Origin of the sequence: Vibrio qingdaonensis, assembly GCF_026191675.1 — a bacterium.
GTDB lineage: Bacteria > Pseudomonadota > Gammaproteobacteria > Enterobacterales > Vibrionaceae > Vibrio > Vibrio qingdaonensis.
In genome coordinates this window covers 1-20782 of record NZ_JAKRRY010000043.1, presented here as the reverse complement: position 1 = coordinate 20782, position 20782 = coordinate 1, and the positions used below count along the sequence as shown (strand labels likewise).

Annotated in this window: 15 protein-coding genes; 12 read left to right on the top strand and 3 right to left on the bottom strand. The window is 41.3% G+C overall.

The features are described from left to right. Positions 1-6: 6 nt before the first annotated feature. Together tssF and tssG are read left to right on the top strand one after the other, a co-directional pair. Positions 7-1755: a type VI secretion system baseplate subunit TssF gene (gene tssF, locus MD535_RS21935; RefSeq protein ID WP_265677213.1), complete on the top strand. Its 1749-nt coding sequence runs from the start codon at positions 7-9 to the stop codon at positions 1753-1755. Next, the gene (gene tssG, locus MD535_RS21930) at positions 1752-2750 is read left to right on the top strand and encodes a type VI secretion system baseplate subunit TssG (RefSeq protein WP_265677211.1); all 999 of its coding nucleotides are present in this window, start codon (positions 1752-1754) and stop codon (positions 2748-2750) included. Before tssF ends, tssG begins: the two co-directional genes overlap by 4 nt. A 40-nt stretch (positions 2751-2790) precedes the next feature. Here tssG and MD535_RS21925 read toward each other — a convergent pair whose 3' ends face one another. From MD535_RS21925 to MD535_RS21915, 3 genes are read right to left on the bottom strand one after another with little or no spacing between them, the layout of a single operon-like run. Continuing rightward, on the bottom strand, positions 2791-3243 hold the full coding sequence (locus MD535_RS21925; protein WP_265677210.1) for an Lrp/AsnC family transcriptional regulator: 453 nt from the start codon (positions 3241-3243) through the stop codon (positions 2791-2793). A gap of 29 nt (positions 3244-3272) precedes the next feature. Continuing rightward, a complete protein-coding gene (tssM, locus tag MD535_RS21920) occupies positions 3273-6665 on the bottom strand; it encodes a type VI secretion system membrane subunit TssM (protein ID WP_265677208.1) in 3393 nt (1130 codons plus the stop codon). Between the two features lie 21 nt (positions 6666-6686). Beyond that, positions 6687-8006 (bottom strand): type VI secretion system ImpA family N-terminal domain-containing protein, encoded by a 1320-nt coding sequence (locus MD535_RS21915; protein ID WP_265677207.1) that lies wholly within the window; start codon positions 8004-8006, stop codon positions 6687-6689. 608 nt (positions 8007-8614) lie between these two features. Between MD535_RS21915 and MD535_RS21910 the strand changes: the two genes are divergently transcribed. From MD535_RS21910 to MD535_RS21865, 10 genes are all read left to right on the top strand, one after another. Further along, entirely contained in the window at positions 8615-9217 is a 603-nt protein-coding gene (locus tag MD535_RS21910) for a hypothetical protein (protein ID WP_265677206.1), read from the top strand. 9 nt (positions 9218-9226) lie between these two features. Next, entirely contained in the window at positions 9227-10711 is a 1485-nt protein-coding gene (locus tag MD535_RS21905) for a type VI secretion system-associated FHA domain protein (RefSeq protein ID WP_265677205.1), read from the top strand. After that, positions 10704-11204 (top strand): type VI secretion system lipoprotein TssJ, encoded by a 501-nt coding sequence (gene tssJ, locus MD535_RS21900; RefSeq protein WP_265677190.1) that lies wholly within the window; start codon positions 10704-10706, stop codon positions 11202-11204. Before MD535_RS21905 ends, tssJ begins: the two co-directional genes overlap by 8 nt. Positions 11205-11215: 11 nt before the next feature. Then, entirely contained in the window at positions 11216-12541 is a 1326-nt protein-coding gene (gene tssK / locus MD535_RS21895; RefSeq protein WP_265677172.1) for a type VI secretion system baseplate subunit TssK, read from the top strand. After that, positions 12538-13329: a type IVB secretion system protein IcmH/DotU gene (gene icmH / locus MD535_RS21890; protein WP_265677169.1), complete on the top strand. Its 792-nt coding sequence runs from the start codon at positions 12538-12540 to the stop codon at positions 13327-13329. Before tssK ends, icmH begins: the two co-directional genes overlap by 4 nt. 359 nt (positions 13330-13688) lie before the next feature. Then, entirely contained in the window at positions 13689-14138 is a 450-nt protein-coding gene (locus MD535_RS21885; RefSeq protein ID WP_265677168.1) for a hypothetical protein, read from the top strand. A 17-nt stretch (positions 14139-14155) separates the two neighbouring features. Next, positions 14156-18520, top strand: coding sequence for a PAAR-like domain-containing protein (locus MD535_RS21880; protein WP_265677167.1), 4365 nt, complete (start codon positions 14156-14158; stop codon positions 18518-18520). Next, positions 18521-19531 carry a hypothetical protein gene (locus MD535_RS21875; protein ID WP_265677166.1) on the top strand — a complete coding sequence of 337 codons (1011 nt, stop codon included), beginning with the start codon at positions 18521-18523 and terminating at the stop codon, positions 19529-19531. A gap of 28 nt (positions 19532-19559) precedes the next feature. Beyond that, positions 19560-19913 carry a hypothetical protein gene (locus MD535_RS21870; protein WP_265677165.1) on the top strand — a complete coding sequence of 118 codons (354 nt, stop codon included), beginning with the start codon at positions 19560-19562 and terminating at the stop codon, positions 19911-19913. Further along, positions 19913-20782, top strand: an 870-nt coding sequence (locus MD535_RS21865; RefSeq protein ID WP_265677164.1) for a hypothetical protein, incomplete at its 3' end; no start/stop codon positions are given. The genes MD535_RS21870 and MD535_RS21865, both read left to right, overlap by 1 nt.

Below are 20782 nucleotides of genomic sequence, written 5' to 3'. Positions count from 1 at the left end.
TGTCACTTGAGTAGCAGCAAATATTTTCAAGATGAACTGACGTATTTACGTGAGTCAGGCAGTGAATTTGCCAAATACAATCCAAAGTTAACCAACTTTTTAGCAGAAGGCACTTTTGACCCAGATGTCGAACGCCTTTTGGAAGGTTTTGCGTTCTTGACTGGTCGAATCCGCGAAAAAATAGACGATGAACTGCCAGAATTGACTCAATCTATGATGACGTTACTTTGGCCTCATTATATGCGTTCAGTACCTTCAATGTGTATCAGCGAGTTAAAGCCTTATACCGGCAGTGTTACCGAGAAGACGGTTGTTAAGCGTGGTGCGGAAATGGCTAGCGAGCAGGTAGAGGGAACGCAATGCCAATTCAGGACTTGCTATGATGTGGATTTATATCCACTAAAAATCACAAATATTGAGCAAACAAACAGCCGCACGAGTTCCAGTATTGATGTTACGTTATCCACTGAGCATGGCTTAGAGTTGTCGAGAATTGGACTTGATACTTTGAGGTTACACCTTCATGGAGAAATACACATAACAAGAACGGTATTTCTTTGGTTATTTAGGTATCTTGATTATGTTGAGCTTGATGTTGGTGGAGGCTATAAACATAGATTAGGTCCCGAATTCGTGAAACCGGTGGGTTATGATGAGGAAGAATCACTACTACCGTACAGCAAGAAATCCTTTGCGGGCTATCGGCTATTACAAGAGTATTTCTCTTTGCCTGACAAGTTTATGTTCTTTGATATACATGGATTAAAGTGGCTAAGAGGCATTCCCCAACGCAGTACTGTTAAAATGAGTTTTCATTTTAAACGTGCGTTGCCATCTGAGCTAGTTCTAAAAAATAAACACTTACGTTTACATTGTACACCAGCGGTCAATTTGTTTGAAAAAGATGGTGATCCAATACGCCTCGAGCACCGAAGAAACGAATACAAAGTTCGACCACAAAGTACCAATCAAGAACATTATGAAGTGTATTCGATCAATACAGTGGAAAGTTGGAGTAAGGATGAGCGACGACGTAAGCCTCTCATTGAGTTTGAGTCATTTGAACATCATATCAATCAAAGAGACAAGCGCGAGTTTTACAAGTCGAAGGTAGGGGAGAGAGTCAGTGGTCGAGGGTTGGAGCGTTATATCTCTTTCCACACTCATAATGGTGATATAGCTGATTTAGGAACTGAAACGGTTTTGATGCAGCTACAGTGCAGTAATGCAGATTTAGCGGAACGCTTGTCGGTCGGCGATGTTATCTATACAACTCATAATTCCCCTGCTTATGCGACGTTTAAAAATATAACAAAACCAACACAATCTGTGAGCCCTCAAGTGAACGGTGAACTGCAGTGGCAGCTGATTGCGAATATGTCACTTAACTACTTGTCTCTGGCAAATATTGATGTTCTTAAGGTCCTACTATCGACATATGACTTCCATTCTCGAGTTGACCGTCAAGCGCACCGAGCATCTATTCATCGTCTTGACGGCATTATTTCTTCAGAGATGAAGCCCATTGATCGAGTGTTTCGGGGAGTATCTGTACGAGGAAACAAGTTCAAGTTGGTAACTAACTCAACATTTTTTGTCAATGAGGGTGATATGTTTTTGATGGCTAACGTACTCAATGAGTTTATTCGCCTTTATTCGAGCGTGAATTCTTTTACTGAGCTTGAAGTCTTCGATGAAGCAAGTGGTGAAAATTACCATTGGGTAAGCTTAGAAGGTCAGCAGACAATATTATGATTAACCAATTATCTGCCAGTACAAATGAGTTTAGCTTCTATCAGGCGGTTTCGTTACTTGAGAAATATTACCAGTTAGAATCCGGTACAGACTTTGTTGCTGTGGGTGAAAACAAGTACTTTTATCAAGAGAGAATTGAATTTAGTGTCTCACCAAACTTGTCGTTCCCAAAGAGTGATATGGATTATATCGCACATATGGAGCGAAATGGGCGGAACTACTCTCGGGTAGAAACGAACTTTCTTGGTTTACATGGTTCAAGCTCGCCCCTTCCAGCGACTTATACAGAGAAGCTTGCTGGAAGAGATCCTGAAGATAACCCAGTAAAAGACTTTTTCGACTTCTTCCATAACCGATACAACAGTTTGCTTTATCGAGTATGGAAGAAGTATCGGTACCATATTCAATATAAGAGTGGGGCGAGTGATCAATTTTCTGGGCGTGTGTTACATTTAGCGGGATTATCGAGTGTGATTCAAGAGTGTGACGTTGCTGAACTTGATCGTGCCAAAATTCTTTCGTATGTAAATCAGTTATCTACACGTACGCGATCACCAAAGTTGATTTCGGGTATTGTTGCCCATTACTTTTCATTGTCTAGTGTAAAGATTGAGGAGTGGGTATATAGAAGGGTAAACATTTCAGCGATACAGAGAAACAAACTCAATCGGTCAAATTGTCTGTTGGGTCAAAACTTACATTTAGGACAAAGCGTAGCGGATCTTAATGGTAAGTTTAACGTGTGTATCGACAACATAAATTTTGCCACGTTTAAACAGTTTTCTAATGGTGGGGAGCTACATAGAACACTTGTGGCGTTGATGCGGTTCATACTACGTGACCCAATGTCATGGGATCTCATGTTAACGGTCGATCTCGATAGCATACCAAAGAATATGCTTGGGCAAGGGAAAGGGAATAATTTAGGACAAACATTTTGGCTAGGAAAACCGTCTGCACAAGATGCGCAGATTAAAGTAATTGGTAGTATCTAATAAGCCGCTCATTTGAGCGGCTTATTATGCGAGCGACGGATCAGCGGCTAATCGGTTGGTGTAATACAACAGTAGTGTTTAGCGAGCGGATACCGACGAAAGATTCAATTTCATTACACAAATGGTGAATTGAGTGTAAATCAGGCGCTTCTATAAGCGCGATAATATCGTAAGAGCCGCCCACGATGCTGGTTAGGCGAACTTCAGGAAGTTCTTTGAGGGCATTACTTACCTCATTCTTTTTGCCTTTTTCGCATGAAATAAGTAAGTAGCTCGCTGCTTTGCGTCCTTCATTTTCAACTCGGATCTGAGCGGTGTAGCCTTTTATAATACCCGTTTTTTCGAGTCTGTTGATTCGTTCTGCGACGGCAGTCCGAGATAAACCAATGTTCCGAGATAGGTTGGCGATAGATTCGCGTCCATTTGATAAAAGATTCGAAAGAATTTTTCGGTCCAATTTGTCTAAGCCTTGTAAATTCATATTTGCCATCATGTGTTTTCTGCCTTGTTGTTTTTTTGTTTTTATATAGTTTCTGGAAGTGTGAAATTGTAAAGTTCCGCTAGAGTAAACGGATTTTTTTGGGTAAGAGGGGTGATACGTAGGCTCAAATCTCTACCCGAAACCTTGATGTCGCTGATGAAACTGCCGTTATGAGTGTTTGTTAGTGTTGAATCACCGAACAGGCGATATATAGCCCATTGACCACTCTTACTTAATACGTGCTGTTTGCCTTCATCTGTTACATCTTGGATTGTAATGCTGATATTAAAATCCCCATTTTGAGGAGGCCATTGAAGTTCACGAATTCTACTAGGTCCGTGATAGTAACTAATATCGACGTCGGCGATATTAACGCGTGCACGAATGGCACTTGAGTCAAGATCGAGGACTTTAGCGCTAAATGGGATGCTTACTCTGTTGGTGTTTTTGTTGATTAGAGTGTCTCGAATGACATTATAATTTCTTAACTGAACAAGAAGTTCTGGAGATAGTGGCATCGTTTGACCTTCAACTTCTTTTGGTTGCCACAAGTTTGTGTCGTAAAAGGGCGCGAAGTTTTTCTGAATAAAGGAATCGAGTAACCCACCTGTAGCAAATAACAATTCAAAGTCTTCAAGGGAAATCTCTTCACTTGATGTCAGGTTGAATGGGTATTTATTAAGTCCCAAATCTTTAAATTTAGTATAAATATTACTGTACCACAGCGTTTGTATTCCCTTAGACGATTCTGCGATCATGACAGACCAGCTTTGGTTTACAATGCCTAGGAGCCAGCTTTTTACGGGTTCAGGTGACTTTTGAGCGATTTGCTTTAATCGAATGATTGGATCGGTGTCAGTACTGTTCATTCGGTGTTGAGCTGCAGAAAGAGCTGCCATCTGAGGGTCTGGAGCATCTGCAATATTCTTCATGTAGGTGCGTACTTGACTGAGTGCAGCAATCGTTTCGTCCCACGGAGTAGGTGAATTAGGAGTTTCACTAATCTGTAATTGGTTTAACAAGTAAAAGGCTTGTTCCACTCTTTTTACCAGTAAGTAGTCTGGTTTAACGACTTCCTCTGTTATTGCTGATGCAGTATCAACGACCTCTTGCAATTTAGGGTTAACTTGTGACAAAAGAGCGCTGTTTTCTCCTACTGGAGAAAACTGAGTGTTGGTATAAACTTGTTTGAGGATTGTTGTCATCGGTGATGATGGTCCTGAAATAAGGTCAATGGCGTTCGTTAATTGCCCCACATCGTTATAACGGCGTACTTTTAGTTCACTGAGGGCGTTCCTCCAGTAACTAATGTAATCATCGGTATATTTTTTACGTACATCAGCTTTAAATGCTTCTTGCTCTTGTGGTGTTGGGATAACGTGATTTGATAAGCCAAGAACCCAGTTATCGCTGATCACTTGCTGAGACATGAGATCGACTCGCGGACGATAAAAGGTACTGAATCCTGTGGATGTGTAGATTTTATCGATGATCAAGCGGTCATTTTCTTGAGAATCGGTGAACACATTATTGAAATCGAATCCGACGACACGACTTAGGTCTAACCTACCTAAGTCAATACTATGAGCTTGCTGCAATAGACTTGCATAAACAAGATCAACATTGGAGTTTGCAAGTAAGTTTCGACGCGTCGCACGCACTATGTCCATATTAATTGGGACTGGCTCAAACTTGGTTCGGAAATACGCGTCTAAGTAGTTCATTGCTTCATTAATGACTTCAGGTTGGTCGCTCAAGTCAGTTAAGGTAGCGAGTGTTTGTTGACGAAGAAACTGCAGATCACGCTTAGATGGGTCTTTAAGCATTAAATACCCTTTTAAGAGTGGCAAAGCACGGTGAACTTCATCTTGATTTTGAGTTAATTGAATTCGGTAGCCTTTCTCAATTACTGGCATTAACTTTTGAGATACTTCATTAAGTAACGCTTGATATGCAATTTTGGTACTTTTATCTAAACGACTTACATTCATCGACACTAGTTCTTGGTCGAGTGCTTTCGTTCCAGTGAGCCAGGCGTTATACGAAGGTTGAACGGTATCATTGGCTTGCACGAGTAGCTTAGTAAACTCAATTTGCTCTTGGGTTACCTGTTCTTTATTTTCAATGCCGATTAATTGATTGATTACGCGAAGGTTGCTATCAAGTGTTGTAGCAAAGAAGTATCCACTTGCTACAAGTAAAACAAAGCACAGTGAAAAGGCAAGTCGGCTTTGCTTTTGAATTAAGCGAAGGTGAGTTTTATTTTCACCAGCAAAGTCACTTTCTGGCAATATTTTTGCGTCAATAAGGAATCGAGTGAAGTAGGGCGTTTCGGCTAACTGTGTGTGCTCAGAAGCAATAATTGGCAAATTAAAATAGCTACTGCAACTTTTAGCAAGTAAGTTGTACTTCCTCCCCCCTTGAAGACTCGAATTAAAGAAAATCTCTCTTAAATCTAGTGAATATGATCCGGTGTTTACTTGGCAAATTCGCTCTACAATTAAACTGATCTCCGCTTGGCACAATTCGAATTGCTTAGGGAAAGAGAGAATGGCTTGTTTCTCGCTAACGTCATTAGAGTGAGCGGAAGAGTCCAGAGCGTTAACTTCCATCACCTTAACTAGGTTACGGTAACTATCATTATAATACTCAGTGATAACGCCTTTCGCGTCTTTAAGAGGAATAGATAGAAACTCCACGTTTGTTTTCAAAGAGCTGAAATGTATGTATTCCTTAAAGCCTTCTAGTTTATCTAGTTTAGACATCATGAGGTACACAGGAAGCGCTGAAGAAGTTTTGTCATTAATAGACTTAAGGCGTTCGAGTAATGCACTTTGAATATAATCGAGCTGTTCAGGTTCAGAAACGATAAGACATTCGAAGTCGATAAAAAGCAGGCACCCAGCAAAAGGCTTTCTTGGTCTATGACGTATTATCTCTTCAATCAACCTATTCCATAATGACTCATCACTGCTTGATATATCTTGGAATACCAAACGGTGATCAGGTTTGATGTAAACGGCATGATCTGATTCGTACCATTCGAAGAAATCGTTCTTCGCTGTGCGATTTTTGTCTATTGGTTTAATGGCGTTAGAGTTGGTTAAAAATTGGCTTCGGCCCGACCCTTTATTGCCAATCAACAGATAAATAGGCTTTTTCCTTGCGCTGTCAAGAAGTGGTTTAATCACCATCGCAAGCGCTTCATCTTCAGTCTCCAACTTTTGAGTTGAGGTGCCGTTCCTCTTTTTGAACCAAAGAGTAATTTGAAAAATTGCGTATAAGAAAGCAATAGCACCTAAACCAAGCCAAAGATAAGGTTTTTGAGAGTTATCTAACCAGATAATATAAATGGCGATGATGAGTGCTGATAACAGCACTGCCACAGCGCTGGAAACAATCACTGGGTTTCTAAAGAGTTTGTGTTTGAACATAAGCCTTGGTTTCTATTTTGATTAGTTGTTTTTCTGTACGCCAATAGACGCTTGTAATTGATTAAGTTTATATAAGTACGTATTGAGAATTAAGATAGAGCGGTCAAGCTCATCTTGTTTTGCGTTTTTTTCTGCGTATTCAATTCGACCCAGAAGCGGGAATAAAGAGTTGCTATACTCGTATGCTTTAGCCGAATCGGAGTCAGAATTGTTTATTTTAACGTTGGCAAATGTGGTTCTTGCAGATGTAAAGCGATTAAGTAATGTTTGAAAATCTGATTCAAATTTAATCCGCTGACGAGTGAAACTTTCGTGTAGAAGTCGTGCTGATGATGAGTCAGGGTAAAGTACAATTAATTGTTCCGTGAGCGCAGAGATAGTGTTTACCTCACTGACTTTTATCGGGTCGGAAGCCCAATCTGTAAGCAGTAAGTCAAGCCGTTTAACAACAGCGCTTCTCAAGTCGCTAGAATAGATATGATTGTCGTAACCTAACGAGTCTAATACAGGTTTGAGTTCAGTTATGGACGCGTGCGCGATTTGATTTTCGAGCGATAAATAGGTGTGCTGTTTATGAGCAAAATGAGAGACTAACGCTATTACTATAATCCCTATCATTGAATAGATTGCCAGTCGTCCAGATGCGTGTTTACTAGGGTTAAGCTTTGCTTCCTCTTGCGGCTGTTTGGATGCACTCGAAGGGATGTCGATACTTACTCCAACAGGGGGCGATATAACCGGAACTGAGTGAACGGGTTTTTTTTTGCTTTGTTCTAATATCGCAATATCTCGAATCTTGCGTTCTTTCAGGTCCTCTATCCAACGTTTTAAAATGCGATGGATTCTACCTAGTGAAGGTGCTTTAATACCATAATGGAGGCGTAATTCTTCTTCAATACGAATGCAAAGCTGATGGCTAGCTTCAATTAAAGGAAGGTCATCTTGGGTCACATTTTTTTTCTGAATTCGTTTTTCTATGTTTTCTACCATCCATTCAATGGCACTAATCCGAGCGTTTGATTTTGAGTGTTCTGGAAAAGCACTAAACCAGTAAACAACGCAAAGATCGAGTAGCGAGCTTAACCCCTCAACTAAGCCTTTTAGCCCTTCATTCTGATTAGCTGCAACGGTGTAGTAGCAGCTGCACCGAAAATCCTTGCTATGTGATACGAGGATTTTCTTCGATAATGTTTGGACTAATTTCCACGAAGTGCGACCAGTTACCTTATTTAGGTTGTTTATTTGTTGCTTTATTTCGTTGAACTCTTCCAAATTGTTTGGGTTGATCCCGCTGGGCAAAGTTTCGTCGATAGGTCTTCTTGCGAAGTCGGTAAAAATCATGAATGTTGGTTCCAACTGAGTTCTTATTTATAATTTTGTCATTCTGCATATTCAGAATGCGCGATATTTTTAGTGATTTTTAGTGATTTTTAGTGATTTTTATTTGATGAATTCTATCGGCAAAAAAATAAAATTAAATAACTATAAACTCGGCTAACAATTAAATTCAATTAATTGTGATGCTAATCTCAGTTTTGGATTTTATATTGATTTATAAATAAATTTATGAGTGTAATAATTTGTGAGTCCAGAATAAATTAGAATTATATATCGACACTTGTCTATTTTTGCAGTGGATAAAAAGTATGAGAAAGTGGAACGAAGATATCATTTTTTGGTTCTAAATATTAGTGAATTTTCTTTACCAGGCGAATCCTGTGTTGTTTGAAGAGCTTTCCTGAAATGTTGGCTTACGAGTTGATTACGGTACGTCATCCTTATTTTCGTAATGAAGAGAAGATTACAATGTTCATATCAGTAGGTATTTGACATTTATTGTTAGGTAATTTGACTTATTTGTTCGAGGTGGTTATTAGCGGGTTGAAAAAAAAGAGATACTTGTTATCTTTCCTCCAAATTGTACCAGGGGAACGACCTAGAGGAAGTAAATGCTAAAACCAATTAATGTCGGGCTGATTTCAGTTGTGTGCCTGTTTTCATCTTTTGCGGTTGCGAAAGGCGAACGATATGGCATTTCAGTGAATATGCTAGCAATTGAAAGTATGGAATACGATCAAGGTTCTAGCGGTCAAAAGGATTCTTTACGTTATGGAATCGTTCATACTCGTCCTATCGATAAAAATAACAACCGTTGGCGTTGGTGGTTAGGTTTTAATTATTTGAGTGAGCAAATAGAGGCACCTAGCAATGGTGTTTATCAAGAAGTCACGAACTATGAATTTCGCGTTGTTCCTCAGTTTGCCCTAGATTCATGGAGTATCTTTACACCTTATATCGGTGCTGGCCTTTCTGCTGGGTTTTCACAATACTCAAATCGATGGGAAGTAGACAAAGATGGGTATAAATATGGTAATCAGCTTGATGATGTTGAACAATTTGAGTTGGGCGCTGTAGCAACGATAGGTAGTGTGATCAAATTGGGTAGTAGCCCGGATGCGCATTTACAAATAATTCCACAAGTGTCTTACATTCATCCTGTCTACAATAGTGGCCTCGGCGGTGTTGAGCTGACAGTTTCACTCTTATTCTAGAGGCTTATAATGCGCTTAAATCAGCTCGTTCTATTTATTTCAAAGTGCCCAGAAGAATACGTAGGTGTTAAGCAGTTTGAAATGCCTGAAAGTGGTGGTTCAATTGGTCGTTCTGCTGGTTGTACTTTATCTCTCATAGACCATAACCGGTTTATTTCGGGTACTCATTGTTTAATTAGTGTTTACGGGGATACATTTTATATCAGTGATGTTAGCACTAATGGTATTTTAGTTAATGGTAACAAAATCCTAAAAAATCAACCTGTCTCGATTTGTGATGGCGATATTATATCAATGGGGCAGTACGAGATTAGTATCGCCCTAGAGCAAGTTGTAGCGACACAAGATATTGCATCTGATATTGCACCTGAACGAGACTCGACGGATCCATTAGTTAATCTGGGTGAAGTGGTTGTGGAAGAAAGCGTTCAGGTAGGCTCGCTTGAAGATATATTTATGGAAACAAAACTCGATGAAATCGAGAGCCATGACCCTGTCGCACACCTTCAGTTTTCTATGCATAGCGAAGATGACCATTTAATCAGCGATGAAAATAATCTTGAAAGCAGTCAGGTCAATTCGATTAATAATAGCCGCCAGATCGTAGACGATAGCCTAAGTATTCACTCTGAAATTGAGTTGTCGAGTCTAATCCCAGAAGATTGGATGGGAATGGAAAAATTGAAAACTCAGTTAGAACAGGATCAAGATAAACCAGATGGAGCGTTTATTCATCATCAAAATGCTTACTCGAGCGAAAAGGGCAAAGTAGAAGGAACGCATCCATCACTTGAAGGTGTAGGAAGTAAACCAAGACAACTTAATGTTGGTGAAGACAGTCGCCAAAAGTGGGAAGAAGTAACGCAGCCGTTTGTACCTACAGCACAAGAACCCACTCCGCATAATGAAAAAGAGATTACGAGCAATCTTCAGGGAGAGTTGGGGAATGATAGTTCTCAAGACTTAGGTCAGTTTGTTGTTACGAAAGATTTAGCACAGGCGTTCTGCGAAGGGCTTGGTATTAATGAGGCTGATTTGATTAGTAAGGAACCTGAGTTTTTTAAACAGATGGGAACCTGTCTTCGCTTATGTATGGATAACTTACAAAAAGAACTTCGCGAAATTGAATTGATTAAAGATGAGCCAGAAAATATACAACAAGAGGCGAATCTAACTGAGCTAATGCTGATATTGAATAGTCAAGATTTACTGGCGCCTACAGAATTGATTGAACAAATGTTAGATGAACTTCAAAAGCACCGAACCATTTATAGCAAAGCAGTTAGTGATTTACTCATCAAGCAATCAACTATAACGGATCCTATGCGATTTGAGGATGATTATGTTAAAGGCTCTATATTTACTACAAAATCGAAGTTGTGGTCAGAATATACTGAGTTTTACACACATAAGCGACGTCAGTTACATGAGACTTCGTTGCAAGGTCAAATTAAAGAAATATATAACAAATCAACTAAGGAAAGTCATGCGTAGTGTCGCCATATGTATTGGGGTTATATTGCTATCAGGTTGCTCGATGTGGGACCAATTTAAGGAGTCATCAGGTATTACACCTGAAACATCATCGATTGAATTAGTGATTGAAGCATCATCGAATCTCAACCAACGAGAGGGCGGTCAATCCTCCCCAGTGATCTTACGTGTGCACGAATTGACATCACCCGTTCTGTTTCGAAGTTTGGATTTTTTTGCTCTTTTTGAAAATGATAAAGCATCATTGGGGGATGAGTATATAAAGCGCTATGAATATCAATTGCAACCAGGTGATGTGGTCAGTGAAATGCTGGTGCTTGACCCATCGACAAGAGCGGTTGGGTTCTCGGTCGCATTTAGAGATATAAACGGCTCTTCATGGCGTCAAGTAGAAGTAATTGAAGAGAAAAGTGAGTACTTCCTGAGGCTTAAATTAGAAGATAGCAAATTGTCATCAAATAATACTCGCGGTATTGAACAAGTTTACTTTTAAAGGATAGATAGATGTCTTTATACAATCCAGTTGTTTGGCAAGATGGGATGTTCATGAAGCCTCAGCATTTTCAACAGTTAGATCGTTCTCAAAGTAAACTGTCAAATATGTTGAGTTCCTATAGTTCTCCTCTTCACTGGGGTATTAAACGGTTAGAGATTAATAACGAGCTGTTGGTTCTTGGAAAAATAGGCATTACTCGAGCTGAAGGGATTTTACAAGACCGCACACCATTCGACTTACCTTTGTTAGCCGAACTGCCAGAAGTGAAAGATGTCGATCCTGCTATCGCGGACAAAGTGGTGTACTTATGTTGTCCGTTACCCTCAGAGCGCTCGGAGCTATTTGGTTCAAAACAAAACGGTGCACGGTACAATATGGAGTCGCAAGAAGCGGTTGATGCTTGTTACGACTCTGAAGATATGGCGAGTATTATTGTTGGTAAACTTAGCTTTTGCTTGAAATATGACCATGAGGATAAAAGTGCTTATACTTCGATCCCTATTTTAAAGATTTCTGAAGTAAAGCCAGATGGAAGTGTCATCTTAGACGACAGCTTCATTCCAACCTGCGTCGATATTCATGCTTCCGTCGTTTTGAGCAAATTCGCGACAGAGTTTGCTTCTATGTTAAAGCACAGAGCCGAATCTATCGTGCAACGACTCGGTGTTGTTGATCAACAAGGTGTTTCTTCGGTGTCTGATTTTATGCTTTTGCAAGCATTAAACCGTTATGAGCCTTTGTTTTGGCACTTTGCGAGTGTTGATGGAGTACATCCTGAATCTTTGTATCGCGTGCTTGTGCAAGCGGAAGGTGAGTTATCAACCCTTTGTTCTGTATCTCGACGTCCTCAAGAGTTCACTAAATATAATCATGGTGATTTAACCTCGTGTCTATCGAGATCATTAGAAAGCGCTAAGATGACGCTGAGTGTGATGTCTGAGCAACGTGCAGTGCCACTGGCACTAACCGAACAAAAATATGGCATTCGCACAGCGGCCATTACTGATAGCAAATTAGTGGATAACACTACGTTTATTCTTGCGGTTAAAGCGGACGTTACTTTGGACGTTTTACACACGCAATTTATTAGCCAAACGAAGATTGGTTCGATTGATAATATTCGCGATTTGATTAACTTACAGCTTCCGGGTATCGAAATTAAACCTATGCCTGTCGTACCCCGATCACTTCCTTATCATGCTGGTTATACCTATTTCGAACTGGATAAAGCGTGTGAAGAGTGGGCTGCGCTTAAGAATGCCGCTGCTATTGCGGTTCATGTAGCCGGTGACTTCGCGAATTTATCACTGCAACTATGGGCAGTCCGTTTATGAGTTACGCAGAAACCGATGCGACGGTAGTGTTATTCCAACCTGAGCCAGGCAAGCCAATGGAGGTAATGCCTGCTCCAGATTTATCTCGCAACATCTCAGTGCGTAATTTGAACATTGAAAACATGGGTGTTAACCCACTTGTTGACCAATTTACTTGGCTGATCGCAAGCCTGTCATGTATGTCTTCTATCCCTTGGCTAGATGATCCGATGCCGTTTCGAGAACAAGTCGCGCGTGAAATACGAAAGGGTGAACGTAAACTTAACGATATGGAGCTTGATCGTGCATCGATTTTAGTTATTCGTTATTGCTTGTGTGCGGCAATGGATGAATCAGTGTGTCGACAAGAATGGGGTGCGAACAGTTACTGGAGCCAAAACAGTTTACTGTCTGAATTTCACAACGAAACGTCTGGCGGTGATAAGTTCTTTATCATTCTTGAACGTTTGAAGACAGATCCTAGGAAATACCGCCATGTGATAGAGTTTCTTTATTTGCTACTTCAATTGGGCTTTCAAGGTAAATATGGTCGGGAAGAACGTGGCAATGAGAAGTTAGCTGAGATCGGTAGCACAATTTATCGTTTGGTTCGTGATGATAGGTTAGCTGAACAAGAGAAAGTTTCTCTCGTTAATTTGAACGCTAAGTATCTAAAGAAGCCTCTAAAAAGAGTAGTGTCACCAAAGTTGATCCTTACTGTTAGTGGGGTCACACTTGCTCTTATGTACGCGGCTACGTATGTTTTGATTGATCTAAAATTTCAACAGTTGCTTGAAGTCTATCAATAGTAGAACGTATTTAAAATGGTGCCTTGTGCCAGACGCCTTTGGGCTGGTTTTTGTCGCTACTACCAATTTGATACCGCTTGTTCTGATTTTTATGCGACTTTTCGAGAATGACGTGAGCAGCGAGTGTATCCTAAAAATACAAAGCGTGACGCATATCTCGATTATTGATTTTCATGTTATTGGTGATTTATGCCTTATGGCTAACGCTATATTTATATTACCTAGTGTGATGGTCATAATAACTATAAGTTCATTGCAAACGAGGGGGAGAGTCGACGTATCTCAGATGGTTAGAAAAAGTGTCTTCTCTAACTTAATTGATATCATTGCTCGATATTTACATCAACGAAGTAATGCGCATGTATGAGCAACCAGAGCACACCCCAGAATTGAATTCACGTTTCGGGTGGGTGATCGAACTTCATCAGGACTTAAATAGAGTCAAAGTAGACTTTGAAAATAACCCTTTGGGTCAACCTATTTGGGCAAGTATCGGGCGAGCATTTACGATGTCTGATATTGAACTGGCGATTGACAACCAACTGGATTGTCGTATTGAGTTCTTCACTGGTGATATTAACCTTCCCATCCTCACTAATATCTACACCTCTTTGATTAGCAGTGAATGCCTTGTCTTTCGTTCTAAAAAAATGCAGATACAAGGTGAAGAAGAGGTTGTTATACGTTCTGGTGACGCTCAAATAACGATGACGGCGAAAAATAGTAGCATCAAGACGACTGCTAAAACGATTAATAGCACTGCTGAAAAAATGCAGAGAATTCAAGCCACCAAAATCACTTTAAATTAGCCAAGGAGTTATTACATATGGCAGTAACGATAGCCGCAAATGGGTTGAGTGTTGTTCACAAAGGCTCAGGAGGCGAAGCTAACGCAACGCTACCCGATGTTTGTTTGACGACAGTCGGCAAGCCAGTTGTTCCTATTCCATATGGCAATAATGCTAAATCGGCAGATTTGGCGGGTGGTTCAACCTCGGTCAGTGCAGATGGAGGTAATAGCATAGCGCTAAAAGGCAGTACGTTTTCAAAAAGTACGGGTGATGCAGGCGGCGATAAGAAAGGTATATCTTCCGGTACTATTGAAGCTGAAGCTGAGTTTATTTCTGCTTCGCCGGATGTGATCATTGAAGGTAAAGGCGTCGCGCGCCTTTCCGACCAAATGACAATGAACGCGGCTAATACCATGTGTTTAGGGGGGGTACAAAACCCCTCTGTCAGTGTCGATGAAGATTTAGAAAGCACCGATGTGGTGGATGTGAGTGTACGTTACCCTAATGGACAACGGTTAACCAATGCCCAATATACACTAATGAATGAGCAAGGTGCGCCGGTGACTTCCGGCATTTTAGATGAGAATGGCAAAAGCACGACGGCGGAGCTAAAACCAGGAAAAGTCAAAATTGTTGCGCAAGAAAGCCAAGATGATTTTGTCGTCACGCCAATACGCAGAGAAAACCCTCGTTATTCAGAGTCAACGCCAGATGATGAATTTTTTGACATGGCAAGCAAGGGTGGGCGTGGCTTTTGGCAACCGACTAAAATTGATACGATTGGTACCCCTTGGGGATGTATTGGCGCGTCCTTGAGTGAAGATCAATTCTTCCAAGATATGGTAGAAACCGAAATCAAGTTGCATTTCTGCCATTTTCATCCTGAAACTGCCTATGAGTTTGGTCAAACGTGTACCGCCATTATTGGCCACTTAAATCAGCCTTTACCCCATACGACAGAGGCGCTTTTGGCGTACACGCTTCCGATTGTATTAGAGGAGGGCGAAATACTCTCTGTGTTACTAAGACTGGCACCCCATGAAAATGCTGACCGAATGCTCGCGTATATGCGAGCACGTGGTAAGGGCAATCCACAAACTTACTTAAGCCGTTATGAATGGCAAGCGGCGCAAAAAACCATCAATGATGAATTCGAAGCTCTATTCGGTAAAATCAAAGCTCGACTCACCTTCTTACGTGATGAAGCCAGTAAGCTTCAATATGCGTATTTATCTGAAGATGTATTCGATAAGCATATTAATACGCTAAACGCTTATATGAAGGGATTACCAAAGTTAATTTCAGGAACGTTTACCAAACTTCAGACTAAAGCTTCACTTCTACTTGCTAACACAACCAATGTGCACGTCACTAAAGCGCCAGAAAATTTATATGCGACAGAAAATCGAGCCATACCCGCGGTAGTGAATACCACTCAATCGATTGATACGGTTGAGCCTTATATGAATGAAGTGGCTGGTGTGATTCAAAATGTGATCCCCATTTATCCGGTGCGCTATGGCTACGCGAACTTCTTTGGCGAGCTGATGCCAGCGCAAGCGCCACCGACCATGACTGATATGGTCGCCGCATCAGGGTTGAACGAAACGGGCGGTTATCTGCTTCGCTTACTCCGTGAAGGTTGGATATACATTAAGGAAGAAGGAGAAGACGAGGCGCAGCCGTTTCATATCTTTAAGTACGCTCAAACCGACACCCCAACGGGGGTGATTGAGAAGTTTGAGAAGTACTATTTTACCAATGAAGAAAACGCCCAAGATGGTTTAACGCTCGATACATCATCTGGCTCCACCTTCTATCCCTTTGCGTTCGTCACCGCAGAAACCAAGCACATATCCATTGCTTACTCTGAGCATGAATGGTCAGCTGCCATCATCGATAAGATGAACGATGATGAGGAGTTACGTGGAAAGTCTATGCAGCGGGTTGACCTAAGTGCACCGAACACGGAGTTCAGCCAAAAAGCCACACAAGATAACTTGAGTAAATTGGTTGAAGATTATCGTAATAACGATGAGAAGTGGTTGGCAGACAAAGACAGCGCCAAACCGATGCCCCATGGCCTCGATTTGGCCACCACCGCACTAAGTTATCACCTTGCGGCTGAAGGCATAGTAGAAACCATGCAAAAAAGCCATAGCGAGCATAAAGATGGTACGTTGGTGGCTTTGTTTGATCCTGTTGGTCGTCAGCGTGATATCTCCAAAGCCATCTCGAAAAATGTTGTTGAGCAGCAAGCCTATGTAAGTGTCAACCAATACCCTTTGACGATTGGTCAATACGCACAGTCGTGTCTTAAAAGCGATATTCCGGAAGTTAAGAAAGCAGCAGAAGAGAACCTAGCGATAAAAGACCTGAACAATTATTTAAGAGATTATGGAATTGAAATTGACAACAATAAAAAACAGCGTCAAAGATATCTCGACTTAATGGACTACTATGTAGCGGGTAGAGGCGCTGAAGATGAAGTTGGCTCGCTTACTTGCTATCTAAGACACTACTTTGATATTCGTCAGCAAGGCATTATCGATCCTGCTGCTGAGATGGGTAAACTTCTGCTCCTGCTTGGGTCGCTTTTTGAAGGCGTGACCGCAAGTGAAGAAGGCATTGAAAGCATGGATAGATGGGTTGGTGAAGCCTTTCATACAGAAGAACTCACCCCATTAGATAAGGTGTGGGGAATTGCTCTAAAGGCCATTCAGATAGTATTTCTTCAGCCTCAAGAACAAATAAATTGGCACCATGCTGTTCCTCCCGTATTAACTTCTATAGGTAATTATTTAGCTCGTATACAAGCTGAGTTCACTTATGGCACTAAGTTACTGGGAAATTCTGGGTTAGAGTGCTTTTATAGAGCAACCTTACCAACATTATTTGATGCCTTCTTAGGAGTTCGGTTTACGGGGAATCGACTTAACGTGGCTCTCGATGACATCGAAAACTTAATTGATAAACAAGAAGGTCACAAAAGCTCGATCAAATCAAACGTGCAATTTGGAGAAAAGCTTCTCAATTGGTCTGAAATGAAAGCAAACCAAGCAGAGCAACGTATTTTCGAATTGCTGGAAGCTGAGCCAACCGCATCAGCACCTGAATGGCTCAAAAAGATGGCCGATAAGCTCCCTACCAAAACACTTCTCCACTTCGCTCAAGAAAGTGCAGGCTTAGGACTGACCTATTGGTCGTACCAAGCAAATGTAAATACCATCAATGATCTTTTGGCTCAAACACAATTCGATACACTTGATCCCGTCAATGATGACAAAGAATATTTGTATCGTACGGTGAAAATGCTATCTACGCTCGCGGCAATTACCGCAGACAGTATTACTCTTAGCCAGTATAGTGCTAAGGGAGTAAATGTTGCAGCACGCAGAACTGAGAGGGCACTTCTTGCTCTTCAAAAGCAGTTACCGAATATGAGTAAGCAGTTAGCTGAAAAGCTCGGAGTACGCAGTTTACAAGCTTACAGTCAGCGTCTAGATACGCGTCTAGCGGCAGCGCCGATAAAAGGACTTGTTGTAGGTGCAAACGTAGCAATGGCGTTTATTTACTTCTGGGATGCATTTACCAGTGATAGAGCAGGTAATGACAAAGCTCGGTTAGGCTATGTTGTTGGTGGCGTCTCAAGTGTATTGGTGGCATTTTCTGTCATTGGTGGCTTTGCTGGAGTCATATTATTTGCCGTTGGTCTTACTGGCTTGCTATTTAGCGCATATCAAATCGACCGATTTGGCAAAAATAGTTTTGAAAACTTACTTTACAGCTCTTTCTGGGGGACCAGTGAGCATTACCCGTTTTGGAATGACTTTAAAAAACAAGAGGATACGAGTACTGCTGGGGACAGAATAGATGTTATAAATGCTGTGACATCTGATAACATCAAATACTTTGATGCCGCATTGAACGTCGAGTCTCAGGAGTTTTTGAACTATTTCTACGCACCAAAACTCTCAATAGTGGATAACAGTATTCGTCCGTATGGTTCAGCGCCATATCGTTACAAGCTCAGTTATGTGTTCGTTTTGCCAGATTTTAAAATGAACATATCTCAATTGCATGGTTCGGTTTTTCGTGAACTGGATGACGCCAAATACGCGGCTTACTCGGTCCCTGAGCCCGATAAGGCCATGACCGAAAACTTCAGGAGTGCGTTGGCGGCGGCATTTGAAGATAGGACGTTATGTATCGCCAAAGAAGACGGCCTGCATGTCACGGTCAATGTCGAATTTTCACATCCGGCTCGTCTGCTCTGGTGCTACGAACCGACGCCAAACACCATTGTGCCAAAACGCTATTTAACCAACAGCGGCTACATAAGCACGAGTCAAATAGGCATGCTTGATGAAAAACCAAATACTACACCTTGGGGAAAGTAAATGAATCGCGGCTCTAAAGGAATATTCACAACAAAAGCGCAACCTTTTTCAAAATGGTGGGCGCAATTTCGAGCAGAAGTGATTGTTGTCCCAATGAAAGACCCGCTCGAACCGTTTATGACGGTCAATGACAATCTGTTGACGTTAAGGACTGGTTATCATACTCGCCGCAATACCATTGTCGTGCCATGGATGCTGATGCTAACCATATTAACCCTGTATTTTATCTACGATTCTAGCTACAAATATAACTTTGAGTCTCAAAAGGCTCGAGCTGAGCGTATGATTGAATTTCACCAAGATAGAAAAAATAAATACGAACGCTGGATTATAGACTTTCAGAAAGAAGGGCGAAAGGATGATGAGAGCTACTATCGTGGAAGAGTAGCTGATGAAGATAAACAAATTCAATCCTTTAGCATCTATTTTGAGCAAGACGGTAATGTCACATTGTTCACTCATATGAGAGCGCTGAAGCAACGAGGAAAATTAGATAGTTTTCTCTCAACGACAGGCTTCCTTGCCCTGATGTGCGCTTTATCTTTAGGAGCGTGGTTGCTTTTTTTACTCAAACCTCAAGACGCGGAAGTTTACTTTGATCGAAACCGGCAAATTGTCTACTCGTGGCGACATGGAAGGGTTGGAGCGGCATCATTTGACAAAATGGGGATATTAGAAAACCACCTTGGCTTAAATATCGTATTGCAATTTGAGAACAAAAACCAAACGGGCTACCGACCGATGGGGATAATGGGTATTGATATCGGTAAGCTTTCTTTTCATCGAGAAGGCGATATGACTTACCCATTAGCTCAAATCTTAGCGTTTATGGAGCATGGCAAAGAAGCGGTAATTACAGGAGAATCATTTAGAAGGGAGCCAGCAAAATACTTCTTACGTAAGGATAAAAAGCCGGATAACTTTGAGCAGCGTGTTGAAGGGGCTCTTGCCGCTGAAGATGACCTAGTTTCCCACTACCGTACAAATCGGGTAAGAGGTCATGCGATTTAAGGTTACACCTTTGGAAAATAAATAAAAAGTGACCTACCAATTCGTGCTCCCAGCCTATGTCAAGGGTGTGTCTGAAATCGTGGGTTCAATTCAAAAACGCAAGTTAGAGATGATTCAGCCAAACCAATATTCAATGCAACTTGATGAAAGCGCAACAAAAGCGTTTGCTGATGCACTTCAACATGCATTGGCTGATCCGGCTAAGCATAAACTCGAAAACGCATCATTACATCTGACCGTGGAGGTCGAGTTGGAGAATAATGCAAACTTATATTGGTACTATCAACCTAGGCCTGATGTAATAGCCCCCAAACGGATGTTGACTCAAAATGGGTTGGCAAAACAGGCCTTTATTGTCCTGAAAGACGATGAGTTACTGTAATGATAGAGAAAAGAAATAAAAGAGGATTTTTTGGGTTGCTAAGGCATGCCAAAAAATTCATCGAGCTGCGAGAGTGGCTCAATGACAGAGTCACGCTGGATGCCTATCAAGATCCGCAAAATTCAATCATGCAGGTTAACGATACAACGCTATCAGTTGCTACCCCAACACAAACCGTTCGGTTTGTCTACATAGCGCCTTTTGTATTGGCCTTCTGGGGCCTATCGTTTCATATGCTCAGTAGCTTTGGACCTAATGAGGGGATGGTTAGTAGCGCCCACTATATGATTGATTTAAATCAATCATATAAGAATATTGGTAGAGAATACGATGAGAAGCGAGACATGTACTATCGTACGTTAGTAGATGAAGACGGAACGGGTTCAAAAGTCACTCTTATTAAAGCTGTTACTCTATATGGCGATGAAGACTACAGAGATTTTGTGTACAAGAAAATTGGTGCTATTTGTGTGCTATTGATGATCTCCTTAGCTGGCACCATTGCCTTTCTTTGTTTACCCAGAATGGCGGACATCTACTTTGATCGCGAGCGAAAAATAGTCTACACATGGCGTAGGGGCAAGGTTGCCGCTTGTCATTTTGATAGCCTTGGTTACCGTGAAATGATGCAAGGCCTTAACTTATTGTTGTACAGCGAGCACAAAAAACGACAGTTCTGGCCTGCCAACTTCTTTGTTCAACCTACAGCTCGAGCAAATTTTAACAATGAAAATGATAATACCGAATTTATGGCTCAAGTCTTTGCCTTTATGGACAAAGGAAAAAGTGCCGTGATCACCGGTGAAAGCTTCGAACGCCCTCAGCCTAAATACTATTTATACATTGATGAAAAACCCGAAAACTTCGAG

Excerpts from the sequence above, each read along its gene's own strand:
- MD535_RS21875 (WP_265677166.1), top strand. The coding sequence starts at position 18,521 with ATGAATCGCGGCTCTAAAGGAATATTCACAACAAAAGCGCAACCTTTT.
- tssK (WP_265677172.1), top strand. The coding sequence starts at position 11,216 with ATGTCTTTATACAATCCAGTTGTTTGGCAAGATGGGATGTTCATGAAG.
- MD535_RS21910 (WP_265677206.1), top strand. The coding sequence starts at position 8,615 with ATGCTAAAACCAATTAATGTCGGGCTGATTTCAGTTGTGTGCCTGTTT.
- icmH (WP_265677169.1), top strand. The coding sequence starts at position 12,538 with ATGAGTTACGCAGAAACCGATGCGACGGTAGTGTTATTCCAACCTGAG.
- tssM (WP_265677208.1), bottom strand. The coding sequence starts at position 6,665 with ATGTTCAAACACAAACTCTTTAGAAACCCAGTGATTGTTTCCAGCGCT.
- tssG (WP_265677211.1), top strand. The coding sequence starts at position 1,752 with ATGATTAACCAATTATCTGCCAGTACAAATGAGTTTAGCTTCTATCAG.
- MD535_RS21925 (WP_265677210.1), bottom strand. The coding sequence starts at position 3,243 with ATGATGGCAAATATGAATTTACAAGGCTTAGACAAATTGGACCGAAAA.
- MD535_RS21905 (WP_265677205.1), top strand. The coding sequence starts at position 9,227 with ATGCGCTTAAATCAGCTCGTTCTATTTATTTCAAAGTGCCCAGAAGAA.
- MD535_RS21915 (WP_265677207.1), bottom strand. The coding sequence starts at position 8,006 with ATGATTTTTACCGACTTCGCAAGAAGACCTATCGACGAAACTTTGCCC.
- MD535_RS21885 (WP_265677168.1), top strand. The coding sequence starts at position 13,689 with ATGTATGAGCAACCAGAGCACACCCCAGAATTGAATTCACGTTTCGGG.
- tssJ (WP_265677190.1), top strand. The coding sequence starts at position 10,704 with ATGCGTAGTGTCGCCATATGTATTGGGGTTATATTGCTATCAGGTTGC.
- MD535_RS21880 (WP_265677167.1), top strand. The coding sequence starts at position 14,156 with ATGGCAGTAACGATAGCCGCAAATGGGTTGAGTGTTGTTCACAAAGGC.